Source organism: Xanthobacter sp. YC-JY1 (genome assembly GCF_021730305.1).
GTDB lineage: Bacteria > Pseudomonadota > Alphaproteobacteria > Rhizobiales > Xanthobacteraceae > Xanthobacter > Xanthobacter flavus.
In genome coordinates this window covers 768,688-784,331 of sequence record NZ_CP032674.1, presented here as the reverse complement: position 1 = coordinate 784,331, position 15,644 = coordinate 768,688, and the positions used below count along the sequence as shown (strand labels likewise).

General features: G+C 68.0%; 13 protein-coding genes. 8 read left to right on the top strand and 5 right to left on the bottom strand.

The genetic code is table 11. The features are described 5' to 3' along the window. The first annotated feature begins 38 nt into the window (after positions 1–38). Genes D7006_RS03740 through D7006_RS03730 form a run of 3 tightly spaced genes read left to right on the top strand, consistent with a single transcriptional unit; the run spans position 39 to position 3,399 of the window. Positions 39–1,403, top strand: a complete 1,365-nt coding sequence (locus D7006_RS03740) for a sugar porter family MFS transporter (protein ID WP_237355602.1) — start codon at positions 39–41, stop codon at positions 1,401–1,403. A gap of 9 nt (positions 1,404–1,412) precedes the next feature. Beyond that, positions 1,413–1,760, top strand: a complete 348-nt coding sequence (locus D7006_RS03735; protein WP_237355601.1) for a hypothetical protein — start codon at positions 1,413–1,415, stop codon at positions 1,758–1,760. Then, positions 1,753–3,399 (top strand): GMC oxidoreductase, encoded by a 1,647-nt coding sequence (locus D7006_RS03730; RefSeq protein WP_237355600.1) that lies wholly within the window; start codon positions 1,753–1,755, stop codon positions 3,397–3,399. Before D7006_RS03735 ends, D7006_RS03730 begins: the two co-directional genes overlap by 8 nt. A 128-nt stretch (positions 3,400–3,527) precedes the next feature. Here the strand turns inward: D7006_RS03730 and D7006_RS03725 are convergent, their stop codons facing one another. Continuing rightward, positions 3,528–3,833 carry a hypothetical protein gene (locus D7006_RS03725; RefSeq protein ID WP_237355599.1) on the bottom strand — a complete coding sequence of 102 codons (306 nt, stop codon included), beginning with the start codon at positions 3,831–3,833 and terminating at the stop codon, positions 3,528–3,530. 196 nt (positions 3,834–4,029) lie between these two features. On the opposite strand from D7006_RS03725, the gene D7006_RS03720 reads away from it, so the two are divergent. Both D7006_RS03720 and D7006_RS03715 read left to right on the top strand, forming a co-directional pair. Further along, a complete protein-coding gene (locus D7006_RS03720) occupies positions 4,030–5,145 on the top strand; it encodes an NAD(P)-dependent alcohol dehydrogenase (RefSeq protein ID WP_237356843.1) in 1,116 nt (371 codons plus the stop codon). Positions 5,146–5,386: 241 nt separating this feature from the next. Then, positions 5,387–7,003, top strand: coding sequence for a bifunctional aminoglycoside phosphotransferase/ATP-binding protein (locus D7006_RS03715; protein WP_237355598.1), 1,617 nt, complete (start codon positions 5,387–5,389; stop codon positions 7,001–7,003). On the opposite strand, the gene D7006_RS03710 is transcribed toward D7006_RS03715, so the two are convergent. The 4 genes from D7006_RS03710 to D7006_RS03695 form a co-directional block, all read right to left on the bottom strand. Then, positions 6,969–7,376 (bottom strand): hypothetical protein, encoded by a 408-nt coding sequence (locus D7006_RS03710; RefSeq protein ID WP_237355597.1) that lies wholly within the window; start codon positions 7,374–7,376, stop codon positions 6,969–6,971. The two genes, D7006_RS03715 and D7006_RS03710, sit on opposite strands and share 35 nt — an antisense overlap. Before the next feature lie 93 nt (positions 7,377–7,469). Continuing rightward, positions 7,470–8,546, bottom strand: coding sequence for a selenide, water dikinase SelD (selD, locus tag D7006_RS03705; protein WP_237355596.1), 1,077 nt, complete (start codon positions 8,544–8,546; stop codon positions 7,470–7,472). A 130-nt stretch (positions 8,547–8,676) separates the two neighbouring features. Further along, on the bottom strand, positions 8,677–9,801 hold the full coding sequence (locus D7006_RS03700; protein WP_229645374.1) for a transglutaminase-like domain-containing protein: 1,125 nt from the start codon (positions 9,799–9,801) through the stop codon (positions 8,677–8,679). Next, complete coding sequence (locus D7006_RS03695; RefSeq protein WP_237355595.1) at positions 9,798–10,361, bottom strand: TlpA disulfide reductase family protein; 564 nt, start codon at positions 10,359–10,361, stop codon at positions 9,798–9,800. Before D7006_RS03695 ends, D7006_RS03700 begins: the two co-directional genes overlap by 4 nt. A gap of 485 nt (positions 10,362–10,846) precedes the next feature. On the opposite strand from D7006_RS03695, the gene fdnG reads away from it, so the two are divergent. Genes fdnG through D7006_RS03680 form a run of 3 tightly spaced genes read left to right on the top strand, consistent with a single transcriptional unit; the run spans position 10,847 to position 15,602 of the window. After that, positions 10,847–13,933 (top strand): formate dehydrogenase-N subunit alpha, encoded by a 3,087-nt coding sequence (gene fdnG / locus D7006_RS03690; RefSeq protein WP_237355594.1) that lies wholly within the window; start codon positions 10,847–10,849, stop codon positions 13,931–13,933. Between the two features lie 17 nt (positions 13,934–13,950). Beyond that, positions 13,951–14,907, top strand: coding sequence for a formate dehydrogenase subunit beta (gene fdxH / locus D7006_RS03685; RefSeq protein ID WP_237355593.1), 957 nt, complete (start codon positions 13,951–13,953; stop codon positions 14,905–14,907). After that, positions 14,904–15,602: a formate dehydrogenase subunit gamma gene (locus D7006_RS03680; RefSeq protein WP_237355592.1), complete on the top strand. Its 699-nt coding sequence runs from the start codon at positions 14,904–14,906 to the stop codon at positions 15,600–15,602. The genes fdxH and D7006_RS03680 overlap by 4 nt, the downstream gene beginning before the upstream one ends. The last annotated feature ends 42 nt before the right edge of the window (positions 15,603–15,644 follow it).

Below are 15,644 nucleotides of genomic sequence, written 5' to 3'. Positions count from 1 at the left end.
GGCTGTCCGGCGGGCGGTAAAGCGCGAAGGGAAGCGCCATGATCTATTTGATCGCCGCCATCGCCGGCCTCGCCGGGGCGCTGTTCGGCTTCGACGAGGGCGTCATCGCCGGCGCGCTGGCACCGCTGCGCAGGGACCTCGGCATCGATCCCGTCGCGGAAGGCATGATGACGGCGGCGGTGCCCTTCGGCGCCTTCATCGGCGCCATCGTCGGCGGGCGGCTCGCCGCTGCCGCGGGGCGCCGCAAGCTGCTGCTGTGGTCCGCCATCCTGTTCATCGGCGGCGCGCTCCTGAGTGCGCTGGCCGGCGGCCTCATCACCCTCACCCTCGCGCGCCTCGTCATCGGCCTCGCGGTGGGCGTCGCCGCCATGATGGCGCCGCTCTACATCTCCGAAAGCGCCCCGGCCAAGGAGCGCGGCATGCTGGTTTCCATCTACCAGCTCGCCATCACCCTCGGCATCCTCGGCGCCTATGTGGTGGGCTACGCCTTCCATGAGAACTGGCGCTGGATGTTCGCCATGGGTGCGGTGCCGGCGGTGATGCTGTTCGGCGGCATCTTCGCCCTGTCCGATACCCCCCGGTGGCTCGCCATGCGCGGCCGCAGCGCCGAGGCCAAGGCCGCCCTCGCCCGCATGCGCGAGAAGCCGGAGAACGACCCCGCCGTCGCCGCCGAATACGAGGAGATCCGCGCCGCCGCGGCCGCCGACGAGGGCCGCAAGGCGACCTTCGCCGATCTGCTCTCGCCCCGCGTGCGCCCGGCGCTCATCGTCGCCATGGGGCTGTTCCTGTTGCAGCAACTCTCCGGCATCAACGCGGTGATCTATTACGCGCCCACCGTGTTCGAGCTGTCCGGCTTCAGCTCCACCACCACCCAGATCCTCGCCACCGCCGGCATCGGCGTGGTCAACGTGCTGATGACCGTGGTGGGCATGATGCTCATCGACCGGCTCGGCCGCCGCCTGCTGCTGCTCATCGGCTTCACCGGCACCGCCGTGTCGCTCGGTGCCATCGCCATCGCCGCCGCCACCGGCAGCCCGTCGCTCGGCGTGCTCGCCCTCGCCGGGCTGGTGCTCTACATCGCCTCCTTCGCCATCGCCATCGGCCCGCTGCCGTGGGTGATGATGTCCGAGGTGTTCCCGCTGGATTGCCGGGCGCTGGGCATGAGCATCGCCTCTCTGGTGAACTGGGGCTTCAACTTCATCGTGGTGTTCAGCTTCCCGGTTCTGGTGGCCGAGTTCGGCCTCGCCGGCGTATTCGGCCTCTATGCCGTGGTGTGCGTCGCCGGCCTCGCCTTCACCCAGTGGCTGGTGCCAGAGACCAACGGCGTGAGCCTGGAAGAGATCGAGCGCCACCTCAGAAGCGGCCGCCCCCTGCGCGAGCTCGGCCGCCTGCACGCGGCCTGAGGAGACCCCATGAGCGAGACCTCTCCCGACGCCCCCCTCGATTTCGAGGCGCTGGTCGTAGCCCTCCTGCCGCTCGGCCCCTACCACGCGGCGCTGGCGCCGATGGTGACGGACCTTGCCCGCATCGCCACGCTGAACACCCAGCTCAACGCCGCATTCCGGCGCATCGCCGAACGCTCCGGCTTCCCCGAAGGCGCGGTACATCGCGAGCACCTCGCCGAGGATGCCGAGGCGGTGGGCACCTTCTTCGAATACGTGCATTTCGCCTCGCCCAGCTTCCTGGGCTCGGTGGGGGAATGGCCGCTGGTCGGCGGGCGGCCGCTGGCCGGGAAGGCTTCGGGAGACGCCCATGGCTAAGGCAACCCATTGCGACGTGATCGTCGTCGGCACCGGCGCCGGCGGCGGCATGCTGGCCTACGAGCTGGCGAAGGCGGGGCTCAACGTGGTCTCGCTGGAGCAGGGCGGTCGCCTCGCCGACGACCATTTCAAGCGCGTGGACCCGCCGGGCACCCAGCTTGATTTCGGCATCCGCGCCAACACGGTGTGGCCGGCCGAGCCGCATGACAGCCTGTTCGTCCATCCCTTGTTCGAGAAGGGCGGGGACGGCTCCACCGGCTGGCCGGACAACAACTTCCACCACTACCAGATCCTCGCCGTCAACGGCCTCCAGAACCTCTGGAACGGGGTGAGCGTGCGCTTTTCCGCCCGCGACTTCCGGGACTGGCCGATCTCCTATTCCGACCTCGCGCCCCATTACGAGGCGGTGGAGCGGCGCATCGTCGTCTGCGGCACCCAGGAAAACCTGGAGGAGCTGCCCGACGGCGTCTATGTGCCGCCGAAGCCCCTGCGCCCCGCCGACGTGATGATCGTCGATGCGGTGAACGCGATGGACGAGCCCTATTCGCACGCCATCCCCAACCGCAAGGCCATCGACACCCGCCCCGACAGCCCCAACGCCTGCGTTTCCACCGGCATCTGCACCTCCGGCTGCCCCACCGGCGCGGTCTACAAGTTCACCGCCCGTCTGCTGCCGGAGATCGAGACGCTGCCGAACTACGAGCTGCGCTCCGGCACCAAGGTGGTGCGCCTGCTGCGCGAGCCCGGCACCAAGCGGGTGATGGGCGTCGAATATCGCGACATGGCCACCGGCGAGGCGCGCGTGCTCACCGCCGATCACGTGGTGCTCGCGGCCGGTGCCATCGAGAGCCCGCGCATCCTGTTCAACTCCGCCGACGACGCCGCCCCCGAGGGCATGGGCAACGCCACCGGCCAGCTCGGCCTGCGCCTGCAGGACAATCCCAAGGCCGTGCTCTCCACCTCGCTGTGGAAGCTGTGGGGCAAGGGCCGCGATTTCGACATCGGCTATGGCGACCTGCTCATCCTCATGTCGCGCGGCACGCTGCCGGACGGGGAGGAATTCCCCTTCATCGGCCACGCCATCCACGGCGTGCCGGATATCCCGCACTATCTCGCGGGCATGAAGCGCTTCCCGCCCTTCATGAAGGAGCGGCTCGCCCGCTTCATGTTCCACTCCTACGTCACGCTCGGCCTGTTCTGCGCCGGCGAGCCGACCCCCGCCAACCGGGTGCGGCCCGGCGCGACCCGCGACCGCTTCGGCGTGCGCCATGTGGCCGTGGACTTCTCCGCCACGCCGCGCGCGGAGGCGATGATGGAGGCCATGAACGGCTGGGGCCGCCAAGTGCTGCGCCATGCCGGGGCGACCTCCATCTATCCCTCGCGCGACAATACCGGCACCGGCATCCATTATGCCGGCACCACCGCCACCACCGCCGACCCCGAGCGGGGCGTGGTGGATGCGGACCTGAAGCTGCACGACCTCGACAACGTCTATGTCTGCGACGGCGGCGTCATCCCCGTGCTGCCGGACAAGCACCTCACCCTCACCATCATGGCGCTGGCCCACCGCCTCGCCGGCCATCTGGTGGAGAAGGCGCGCACCGGCGCCGCGGTTCAAGGCGAACCGGCCCACGCGTGAGGCCCAAGGCCTCCGCCTCCAATGCTTCCGTCATGCCCGGGCTTGTCCCGGGCATCCACGTCAGACCGACGGTACAATCCCCGTAAGGCGTTCCCAGCCATGACGGCGGGATAGCTTCCGCAGTTCACTCACCTCTCGGGTACGGCCCCGGCCATAACGGCCCCGACGAAGCCGTTGATGCGGCCGAAGGCGGCTTGGGAGAGCTCCCCCGCCCGCATCACCGCCTCATGACAGGCGCCGGGATCCTGATTGAGATGCGCGACCAGCGCCGCCGCCAGCTCGCTCTGGCCGATGGCGAGCGCGCGCAGGCCGAGCAGCAAATTGTCGAGATCGGTCCGCGTGAGGGCGATGCGCAGCGGCGCGTCCTGCGCCAGCCCTGTCCAGCGTGCAATGGCCTCCGGCGCGATCTGCGCCGCCTCGCTGTGATCGGTCATGAAAATCCCCGGCTGAAATGATCGTCCGGCCCGAAAAGGGCCGCTTGTTCCAGTCTACACTCTCAACCTGCGGTACCGAAGCCGTGGCGCCCACGTTGACGGGCATCAATGTCCCGCCGCCACCCGACCAATATTAAAATACCGCAAGGCAGCCGCTCAGGCGGCTCGACGGAAAGGCAGGAACGCCATGACGGATATGCTCTCCCCCGCAGCCTATGTGGAACGCCAGCGCCCCGGGCAGCCTAAGATGAAGGCGGCCATCTTCGTCGAGAAGAACCGCATCGTGCTGGACGAGAAGCCCATCCCCGATGTCGGCCCGCTCGATGCGCTTATCCGCATCACCACCACCACCATCTGCGGCACCGACGTGCACATCCTCAAGGGTGAGTATCCGGTGGCCACGGGTCTCACCATCGGCCACGAGCCGGTGGGCATCATCGAGAAGCTCGGCTCGGCGGTGGAGGGCTTCCAGGAAGGCCAGCGCGTCATCGCCGGCGCCATCACGCCCTCCGGCTATTCCAACGCCTGCCTGTGCGGCCAGTGCTCGCAGGATGGCCCGCGCACCAAGCACGGCTTCAAGGCCATGGGCGGCTGGCGCTTCGGCAACACCATCGACGGCGCGCAGGCGGAATATCTCGTCGTGCCCGACGCCATGACCAACCTGTCCCCGGTGCCGGAGGCGCTGTCCGACGAACAGGTCCTGATGTGCCCGGACATCATGTCCACCGGCTTCGCCGGCGCCGAGAGCGGCAAGGTGAAGATCGGCGACACGGTGGCCGTGTTCGCGCAGGGCCCCATCGGCCTGTGCGCCACGGCCGGCGCCAAGCTCATGGGCGCGACGCGCATCATCGCGGTGGATCGCGTCGCCGCGCGGCTCGAGATGTCCCGCGCCATGGGCGCCGACCTCGTGGTGGACTTCTCCAAGGTCGATCCGGTGGAGGAGATCCTGCGCCTCACCGACGGGCGCGGCGTGGATGTCGCCATCGAGGCGCTGGGGCGGCAGGAGACGTTCGAGGCGGCGCTGCGCGTGCTCAGGCCCGGCGGCACGCTCTCTTCCCTCGGCGTCTATTCGAGCGACCTGAGAATTCCGCTCGATGCCTTCGCGGCGGGGCTCGGCGACAACGCCATCGTCACCTCGCTCTGCCCCGGCGGCAAGGAGCGCATGCGCCGGCTGATGGACGTGGTCGCCTCCGGCCGGGTGGACGCCCGCGCCCTCGTCACCCACCGCTTCAAGCTGGACGAGATCGAGGCCGCCTACGACCTCTTCGCCAACCAGCGCGACGGCGTCCTCAAGGTGGCCATCACGCCGTAGGGGGCAGGCCGGCTTTACCCTTCTCCCCTTCGCGGGAGAACACTCGACCGCCGTCATCGCCCGGCTTGTCCGGGCGATCCACGGATGGGCCGGGGTCAATCTTTCGACCATTGCTGAAACGGCAGGGTGGATCGCCCGGACAAGCCGGGCGATGACACGCCGATGGGCCGGAGCGAGTGCCGGCCAGAGCGCATAAGACCCGGCCCCTTTGGTTCGGACGGGAAAGCGTGGCGAGGCGACCATGGCAGCACCTGCGCAACCGCCCCAAAAGACCGCCGGCGACCACGTGGTCGCCGACCAAAGCGCCGTCTTCGCCCTCCTCGCCGATCCCGCGACCCATGGGCTTGCGGAGAACATCATCCGCATCGACACCCACGGCGCCGCCGTCTTCCTCGCCGGCCCGTTCGCCTACAAGGTGAAGCGCGCGGTCTTCTTCCCCTTCATGGATTTCTCCACGCTGGAGAAGCGCCGCGCCGCCTGCGCCGCCGAGGTGGCGATCTCGGGCGCGGGGGCACCCGGCCTTTATCTCGGCGTGGTGCCCATCGTGCGCACGCCCCATGGCCTCGCGCTCGGCGGCGATGGCGAGGCGGTGGACTATGCGGTGAAGATGCGCCGCTTCGACACCGACCTCACCCTCGACAGGATCGCCGGGCGCGGCGAGCTCACGCCCGAGCTGGTCAAGGCCGTCGCGGCCATGGTGGTGAGCGCCCACGCCGCCGCGCCCGAGCGCCGGGGCTTCGACACCGCTGCCGCGCTCTCCACCTATCTGGAAGACAATATCGCCGAATTCTCCGCCCGGCCGGACCTGTTCCCGGCCGAAGACGTGGCGCGGCTCGCCGAAGTCTCCCGTGCGGCGCTGGCCCGTGTGCGCCCGCTGCTGGCGACGCGCGCCGGGGCGGGCTTCGTGCGCCGCTGCCATGGCGACATGCACCTGCGCAACATCGTGCTCCTCGACGGCAAGCCGGTGCTGTTCGACGCCATCGAGTTCAACGACGAGATCGCCACCTGCGACGTGCTCTACGACCTCGCCTTCCTGCTCATGGACCTGTGGCAGCGGGGCCTGAGGACAGAGGCCAACGCCATCTTCAACCGCTATCTGTGGGCCAGCGACGACGCGCAGCTCGACGGGCTCGCGGCGCTGCCGCTCTTCCTCAGCCTGCGCGCCGGCATCCGCGCGAAGGTGGAGGCGGCGGGGCTCGCGCATCTGGAGGGGGAGAAGCGGACTGAGGCGGAGGGGCGCGTCGCCCACTTCTTCCAGCAGACCATCGACCTCCTCGGCACCACGCAGCCCGATCCGGTTCGCTTCGGCGATGTGACGGTGAAAACGGCCGACCCCTCCCGGCCCACGCTCTGGGCGGTGGGCGGGCTGTCCGGCAGCGGCAAGAGCACGTGGGCGGCCAAGGCGGCGGTGGGTGTCGGCACGCGGGCGCCCGGCGCGGTCATCCTGCGCTCGGATATCGAGCGCAAGCGCTTGTTCCATGTAGCGGAAACGGAAAAATTGCCCCCTGAAGCCTATGCGGCCGAGGTGAGCCCGCGCGTCTATGAGCGGCTGCGGACGCTGGCGCGCCGTGTCCTCGCCAGCAGTTACACGGTCATCGTGGATGCCGTGCATGCGCGCCCCGAGGAGCGGGACGCCATCGAAGAGGTTGCGACGCAGGCTGGCCTGCCCTTCGCCGGTATCTGGCTCGATGCCCCGGCGGAGGAACTGGTGCGGCGGGTGACCGCCCGCACCGGCGATGCGTCAGACGCCGATGCCGCCGTGGTGCGCCATCAGCTGGCCTATGATCTCGGCCCCATCCATTGGGCGAGAGCCGAGCGCCCCGTCAGCACTTCCCCTGCGGCTCCGGCTTCGGATTGACACCGGAGACCGTATCCGGCTGGCGGGTGGGCGATGCCGGCGTGCCCGCATGGGGCGTGAGGCCGGTATAGGAGCCGCCGGTGCCGCCGCTCCAGGCGGTGGAGCCTTCGCTGCCGGGCTTGGTGCCGGAATCCGGGCCATGCGCGGGGGGCGTCGCGGCGGTGTGGGGCGGCTCCTCGCAGGCGCCGGTCTGGGCCGCGGGTGCAGCGGTCTGGGCGGCGGCCGGCGCGGGTACGCCCGAAACCAGAAGGAACATGATGCCGCCGACGATCGCGGTGGCGCAGATGCGCGCCCTGTTCGGCGAAGGCAGCACGATGGGAGACGGGCGCCGGGGCGCCGTCGAATAAGCGTTCAAGGCGTCGGTGAAGGGCATATCCGTTCTCCTTTCGCCGGGAGAACGACCTGCCACGCCGCATGGTTCCTTGATTTCGGCGCCGGCGTCCCGCCAGAGCCCCCGCTTGTCGCCTCAGCCGGCGATGCGCACCCGCCCCGGCCCGGCCTCCACGCGCCCGATGCGAACCGCCGCGGGATAGCCCGCCGCGCGAATATCGGCGAGCAGGCGGTCGGCCTCCTCCGGCGCGCAGGCCACCAGCAGGCCGCCGGAGGTCTGCGGATCGGTGAAGAGGTGGCGCTGCCAGTCGGGCGTGCCTTCGGGCAGGTCCACCTCGGCGCCGTAGCTCGACCAGTTGCGGTGCGAGGCGCCGGTGACGAAGCCCTGCTGCACCAGCATTTCCGCCTCCGAGAGCCAGGGCAGCGCGGCGCGCTCGATGACGAGGGTGGCGCCCGAGCCGCGCGCCATCTCCAGCCCGTGGCCGAGGATGCCGAAGCCGGTCACATCCGTGATGGCGCTCACCGCCACCTCCTTGCCGAGCGCCGCGCCGACGCGGTTCAGCTTGGTCACCGAGGCGATCATCTCGTCATAGGCGGCGGCGGAGAGCGCCTCCTTCTTGAAGGCGGCGGAATAGACGCCGACGCCCAGCGCCTTGGTGAGGATGAGCGCATCGCCCGCGCGCGCCGTGGAATTGCGGCGCAGCCGCGCCTTGGGCGCCCGGCCGATGACGGCGAGGCCGTAGACCGGCTCCGGGCAGTCGATGGAATGGCCGCCGGCCACCGGAATGCCGGCCTCGGCGCAGATGGCCTGCCCGCCGGCGAGGATGGCCCGCACGGTGGCGGTGTCGATCTTGCCCAAGGGCATGCCGAGGATGGCGAGCGCCATCAGCGGCTCTCCGCCCATGGCGTAGACGTCCGAAATGGCGTTGGTCGCGGCGATGCGGCCGAAATGGTCGGGGTCATCCACCATGGGCATGAAGAAGTCCGTGGTGGCGATGATGGCGGTCTCGCCGTCGAGATCGTAGGCCGCCGCATCGTCGCCCGTCTCGGTGCCCACCAGCAGCCGCTCGAACGGCCCGCCGCTCGCCTGCCCCGCCAGCAGCTCCTGCAGCACGGAAGGCGCAAGCTTGCAGCCGCAGCCGCCGCCATGGGCGAGGCTGGTGAGGCGGACCGGCGCCTGGTCCTGCGGTGAAGCGTGGGGCACGTCGAGCATGGAATGGGTTCCGGAAGAAAGGAGCAGCCCCCCGGCGGGCTTCACCGCGCAGGGAGGCCGGGAAGAATGTCCCCGCCGGGCGACGCTGAGCGCCGCCACAGCGGGGACCACGCCCTGACCGGCGACGTGATCACACCGCGATTTCAGCGGCGCGAATGGTATATTTGAAATTGTCCGGGTCGAGGCAGTCGAGCAGGCCGCTCGCGGTCACCGCCTGCGGATACATGAGGAAGCCGAGATGCGGCCCGTCGAAGCCGGGCAGCGCCACGTCGTGCGCCGTGTTGTAGGCGAACCAGTTGCCCTCCCACGAGCCGAACAGCGCCTTGCGCGCGGCCACCACCTTGGGGTCGTCCAGCGCCAGCTTGCCCGGGGGCTCCTCCAGCACCACCTTGCGCACGTCGGCCGGGTCCATGGGGGTCCAGCCGAACTCGGAGAGGAACACCTCGGCCCGGCAATGCTGCGCCTTGGTGACGATCTCGGAATTGGCGCCGAGGCTCTTGTAGCCGAAGCGCGAGGGCACCACGCGCAGGCCGTAGACATCGCGCGCCGGAATGCCCTGCGCCCGCACCAGGCCCACGAACAAAGCGTTGAGATCGGCGCACTTTCCGCCGAGATCGCCGCTCTTCAGCAGTGCCGCGATATCGCCGATGCCGCAGCCACGGGTGGCGGCGTTGCGATAGGTGTTCTCCACGATCCACTGGAAGATGGCGCCGACCTTGTCCAGCTCGGACGCCTTGCCGGCGACGATCTTGTCGGACGTCGCCTTCACGATGCCGTCGGTGGGGATGAGGTCCGTGGCCGCGGTGTTACGGCGGCGATCCTCGGCGGTGAGGGGCGTCGGCTTGCCGGGCTTGGTCAGGTCCACGGCGAAGTCGCGGGTGGTGGCGCGGCTGACCAGCTCCACCTTCGGCGCCGGCTCGCCCTCGGCCCAGGCGACGTGCAGTATGTCGGCGCCGGAGCGCGCATCGCGCACGATCTTGGCCGAGCGGGCATTGGTGGTCCAGGTGTTCTCGCCGGGCTTGAACCAGTCCGGATTGGAGAAGGAAGCCACCGGCAGCCAGGCCTGCACCTTGCCGGCCGGCTTCAGGATCTCGACCGTGGTGGTGATCTGGAAGCTGCGCCAGTTGCCCACCGTGGGGGCGAACACGCGCGCCTCTGCGGCCTGCGCAAAGGCGGCGCGAGGCAGCAGCGCGGCAGCACCGGCGGAAAGTCCGGCGAGCGCGCCGGCCTTCAGAAGGTCGCGACGGGTGGTCATCGGGTCTGTTCTCCCTGGGCTTCTTTTGGTTGGTTTTTTTGCGGGGGCGCCGCCGCGGCGGCGATCGCGGCGTGGGTTTTGGGATCGGCCCAGTCCACCTCGCCCTCATAAGCGAGGGCGAGCCGGCCGGAGATCACCACGAAGCTCGCCGGCAGCAGGCTGACACCCCAGCCCCGCGCCGCCGCGCGGTTCTGATCGAGCAGAACGGGGCCGGGCGCGGCGCCGGCCGTTCCCTCGGCGAAGAAGCGGCGGATGCGGTCGGCGGGCTCCGCCACGTCCACCAGCAGCACCCGCACGCCGCTGCGACGGGCGAAATCGGCGAGGGCGGGAAGCTCGGTGCGGCAGGGCGCGCACCAGGTGGCGAAGAAATGGACGATGGTCGGCGGCGCGTCCGCGGCAAGGGCCACCGGCGCGCCATCGAGGGCGCCGAGCGAGAGCGCGGGGGCAACGGGGCGGCCTTCGACGGCGGCGAGAAGGCCCGGCGGAGCGCGCTCCTCCTCCGCCGCGATGGCGGGTGCGATGAGCAGGGGGCCAGCCGCAAGCACGAGGGCGAGCGCCATCGCGCCCAGCACGCCGCGCTGAGGCAGAGACCCGACCGTCCGGGATCGCGCGGATACGCGTCCTCGGCCCCGCCAGCGACGCTGCGGTCCGGGAAATGTTATATCCGGCTGGATAGATTGTGCGCCCCGACCCGCGGGAGCCAAACCGACCTTCACGCGGTCACTCTGCGTCAGGGTTGCAAGCGCGGTCAACGCTCGTTTCCGTGATGTCAGCCATGCTTCGGCAGCGCACAACAGGAAGGCGCCGCAAAACCATATGCCGTTACGTCAGAAGCGGTAGCGGGCAGGCGCACGCGTGCCGCATCGCAACATGCGACAAGAAGGCGATTTTCGTTCAAACACGCGGAGTTGCGCGGGCGAAAATTGACATCATTCCAGTTCCAAAATACCGTCCGGTCACGCTGGGTGATCCAGCTCCCGGAGCGGCCCCGAGGCCGTCCGAAACCGTCCCCGGTCGGGGCACGAAAGGTCGGAGGCTTCCTTCGATGAACATGGAGCTCTCGCGGCGCCAGTTTTTGAAAACGGCGGGCGCGGGCGTGGCGGGAACGACGCTGGGCGCGTTGGGATTCGGTCCCATCGAGGAGGCCCTGGCCTCCACCATCAAGCCATTCCGCCTCGTCAACACCACCGAGGTGCGCAACACCTGCACCTACTGCTCGGTGGCCTGCGGCATCCTCATCTTCTCCAAGGGCAATCTCGCCAAGGGCGAGAAGGCGGACATCACCCATATCGAGGGTGACACCGACCACCCCACCAATCGCGGCACGCTCTGCCCGAAGGGCGCGGCCCTGCTCGACATCGTCAAGTCCGAGCAGCGCCTCAAGCAGCCCATGATCCGGCGCGCGGGCTCCGACAAGTTCGAGAAGATTTCCTGGGACGAGGCGCTCGACAAGATCGCCAAGGCCATGAAGGCGGACCGCGACGCCAACTTCATCGCCAAGAACAATGACGGCGTGACGGTGAACCGCTGGCTCACCGCCGGCTTCCTCGCCGCCTCCGCCACCACCAACGAAACCGCGTTCGCCACCTACAAGGTGGTGCGCTCAACCGGAATTCTGGCTTTCGACAATCAGGCGCGCGTCTGACACGGCCCCACGGTGTCCAGTTTGGGCCCAACTTTTGGCCGTGGCGCGATGACCAATTCGTGGACCGATATCAAGAACACGGATCTGGTCATCATCATGGGCGGCAATGCCGCTGAAGCGCACCCGTGCGGATTCAAGTGGGTCACGGAGGCGAAGGCCACCCGTGGCGCCAAGCTCGTTGTCGTGGACCCGCGCTTCACGCGCTCGGCCGCGGTGGCGGACTATTACGCCCCGATCCGGCAAGGCACCGACATCGCCTTCCTGCTCGGCGTCATCAACTACCTGATCCAGAACGACAAGATTCAGTGGGACTATGTGAAGGCGTTCACCAACGTCGGCTACATCGTCAAGGAAGGCTTCGGGTACCAGGACGGCCTGTTCACGGGCTATGACGAGATGAAGCGGGACTACAACCGCTCCACCTGGGACTACGAGATCGGCCCCGACGGCTATGCGGTCGTGGACAACACCCTCCAGCATCCCCGCTGCGTCTTCAACCTTCTGAAGCAGCACGTCTCCGTCTACACGCCGGAGCTGGTCGAACGCATCACGGGCACGCCCAAGGACAAGTTCCTGAAGGTGGCGTCCATGATGGCGGAGTGCTCGTCGCCCACCAAGACGATGACCTCCATGTACGCGCTCGGCTGGACCCAGCACTCGAAGGGCTCGCAGAACATCCGCTGCATGGCGATGATCCAGCTGCTCCTCGGCAATATCGGCGTGCGCGGCGGCGGCATGAACGCCCTGCGCGGGCATTCCAACATCCAGGGCCTCACCGACATCGGCCTGATGTCCAACCTGATCCCGGGCTATCTCACGATCCCGACGGAGAAGGAGCCGGACTTCAACGCCTACATGTCGACGCGCGGTTTCAAGCCGCTGCGTCCCAACCAGATGAGTTACTGGCAGAACTACAAGAAGTTCTTCGTCTCCTTCCAGAAGGCCATGTGGGGTGCGTCGGCGACGGCGGACAACAATTGGGCCTACGACTACCTGCCGAAGCTCGACGTGCCGGCCTATGACGTGCTGCGCGCGTTCGAGCTGATGAAGCAGGGGAAGATGAACATCTACTTCTGCCAGGGCTTCAACCCGCTGCAGGCCTTCCCCAACAAGGCGAAGCTCGCGGAGGCGCTCGCCAAGCTCAAGCTCCTCGTGATCATGGATCCGCTGGAGACCGAGACCGCGCGCTTCTGGGAAAACCACGGCGTCTACAACCAGGCCGATCCGTCCAAGATCCAGACGGAGGTCATCCAGCTGCCCACCACCTGCTTTGCCGAGGACAACGGCTCGCTGGTGAATTCGGGCCGCTGGCTGCAATGGCACTGGGCCGCCGGCACCCCTCCGGGCGATGCCAAGCCCGACACCTACATCATGGCGCAGATCCATCTGCGCCTGAAGGAGATGTACAAGAAGGACGGCGGCGCGTTCCCCGATCCGATCGTCAACCTCACCTGGAACTACAAGGACCCGCACGAGCCCTCGCCCGACGAGCTTGCCAAGGAGCTCAACGGCTACGTGGTCTCGGACGTGTTCGACCCCAACGACCCCACCAAGAAGGTCCTGGAGGCGGGCAAGCAGGTGCCGACATTCGGCGTGCTGCGCGACGACGGCTCCACCGCGGCGGGCTGCTGGATCTATTCCGGCTGCTACACCGAGGCGGGCAACATGATGGCGCGCCGGGACAATTCCGATCCCGACGACACCGGCGCCTACTTGAAGTGGTCGTTCGCGTGGCCGGCCAACCGGCGCATCATCTACAATCGCGCCTCCTGCAACATCGACGGCAAGCCGTGGGACGACACCCGCAAGCTGATCTGGTGGGACGGGGCCAAGTGGACGGGCTACGACGTGCCCGACATCGCCCCCACCGCCAAGCCGCAGGATGTCGGCCCGTTCATCATGAACCCGGAAGGCGTCTCCCGCCTGTTCACCCGGGGCATGATGCGGGATGGACCGTTCCCGGTGCATTACGAGCCGTTCGAGAGCCCGGTCGCCAACCTGATCGCCCCCAAGGTGCGGGGCAACCCGGTGGCGCGCGTGTTCAAGGACGACTTCGCCCAGTTCGCGGACGTGGCGTCGAAGGAGTTCCCCTATGCGGCGACCTCCTACCGGCTCACCGAGCACTTCCATTACTGGACGAAGAACAACCACGTGAATTCGGTGCTCCAGCCCGAATTCTTTGTGGAGATCTCCGAGCAACTGGCGAAGGAGAAGTCGATCCAGAACGCCGGCTGGGTGCGCGTGTGGTCGAAGCGGGGCTCGGTCTTCGCCAAGGCCTACGTGACCAAGCGCATCCGTCCCCTGATGGTGGACGGCAAGCCCGTGCACATCGTCGGCATCCCCATCCACTGGGGCTTCGTCGGCGCCGCCAAGAAGGGCTTCCCGGCCAACGTGCTCACCCCGTTCGTGGGTGACGCGAACATCGAGACGCCGGAATTCAAGGCGTTCCTCGTCAACATCGAGCCCTCCACCGGGCCGGTGGCGTAAGGAAAAGGAGAACCAGCATGTTTCCTCCGATTCCGAACCCCACCACCGCCCCCGTGGCGCCCAAGATGAGCGATGCGGACCTCGTCCGCCGCTCGGCCTCCGGTTCCCCCTCGCAGGTCGAGTTCAAGGAGCCGGTGGCCAAGCTCATCGACGTGTCGAAGTGCATCGGCTGCAAGGCGTGCCAGTCGGCATGCCTTGAGTGGAACGAGCTCCATGAGGAGATCGGCACCTTCAACGGCACCTACACCAACCCGCCGGACCTCACGCCGGCGTCGTTGACACTCATGCGCTTCACCGAGTGGGTGAACCCCGAGACCGACAATCTCGAATGGCTCATCCGCAAGGACGGCTGCATGCATTGCGCCGATCCGGGGTGCCTGAAGGCCTGCCCGGCGCCCGGCGCCATCGTGCAGTATTCCAACGGCATCGTGGACTTCGACCACGCCAAGTGCATCGGCTGCGGCTATTGCGTGAAGGGCTGCCCCTTCAACATCCCACGCATCTCGCAGGTCGATCACAAGGCCTACAAGTGCACTTTGTGCTCGGACCGCGTGGCGGTCGGCCAGGGTCCCGCCTGCCAGAAGGCATGCCCCACCCAGGCAATCGTCTTCGGCACCAAGACGCAGATGAAGGAATGGGCCGAGGGCCGCATCAAGGATCTGAAGTCCCGCGGCTACAAGAATGCGGGCCTGTATGATCCGCCCGGCGTGGGCGGCACGCACGTCATGTATGTGCTGCAGCACGCCGACAAGCCCTCGATCTATGCGGGCCTGCCGGACAATCCGCGCATCAGCCCCATCGTCGAGGCGTGGAAGGGCGTGACCAAATATGTGGGCCTCGGCGTCATGGGCTTTGCCGCCCTCGCTGGCGCGCTGCACTACCTCGTCAACGGCGCCAACAAGGTGTCGCCTGAAGACGAGGCGAACGCCGAGAAGCTGGCGGCTGACAAGCTGTCGTCTGGAGGCCGGTCATGAGCGCACCCTACGATCTGGAGAAAGGCGACGCGGTTCATCCGGGTCGCCCCGTGCAAGTGGACCGCTACACCGTGGGCGCCCGCATCAACCACTGGATCACGGCCATCAGCCTGATCCTGCTGGCGATTTCGGGCCTCGCCTTGTTCCACCCCAGCCTCTATTTCCTCACCGGCCTTTTCGGCGGCGGGCAGATGACGCGCACCATCCACCCCTGGATCGGCGTGGTGCTCTTCTTTTCCTTCGCCGGCATGTTCCTGCGCTTCTGGAAGGCCAACCTCTGGAAGAGCGAGGACGGCACCTGGATGCGCCGCATCCGCGACGTCATCGCCGGCCATGAGGAGAAGCTGCCGGAGCTCGGCAAGTACAATGCCGGGCAGAAGATGGTGTTCTGGGGCATGAGCCTGCTCATCATGGTGCTCATCACCTCGGGCGTGGTGATCTGGCAGGCCTACTTCGCCTCCTACACCACCATCGAGCAGCAGCGCATCGCCCTTCTGGTGCATGCGCTGGCGGCGGTGGCGATCATCTGCGTGTGGATCGTCCACGTCTACGCGGCCATCTGGGTCAAGGGCACCATCAGCGCCATGACCAAGGGGCAGGTGACGGGCGGCTGGGCGTGGCGGCACCACAGGAAGTGGTTCCGCGAGCTGGTCAGCTCCCGCAAGTCGGGGACCCGCGGGACTCCCGCGGAGTAGGCCTTTTCCCTATAATGGCCTCCCGGCCGCCGCGTGCGACCG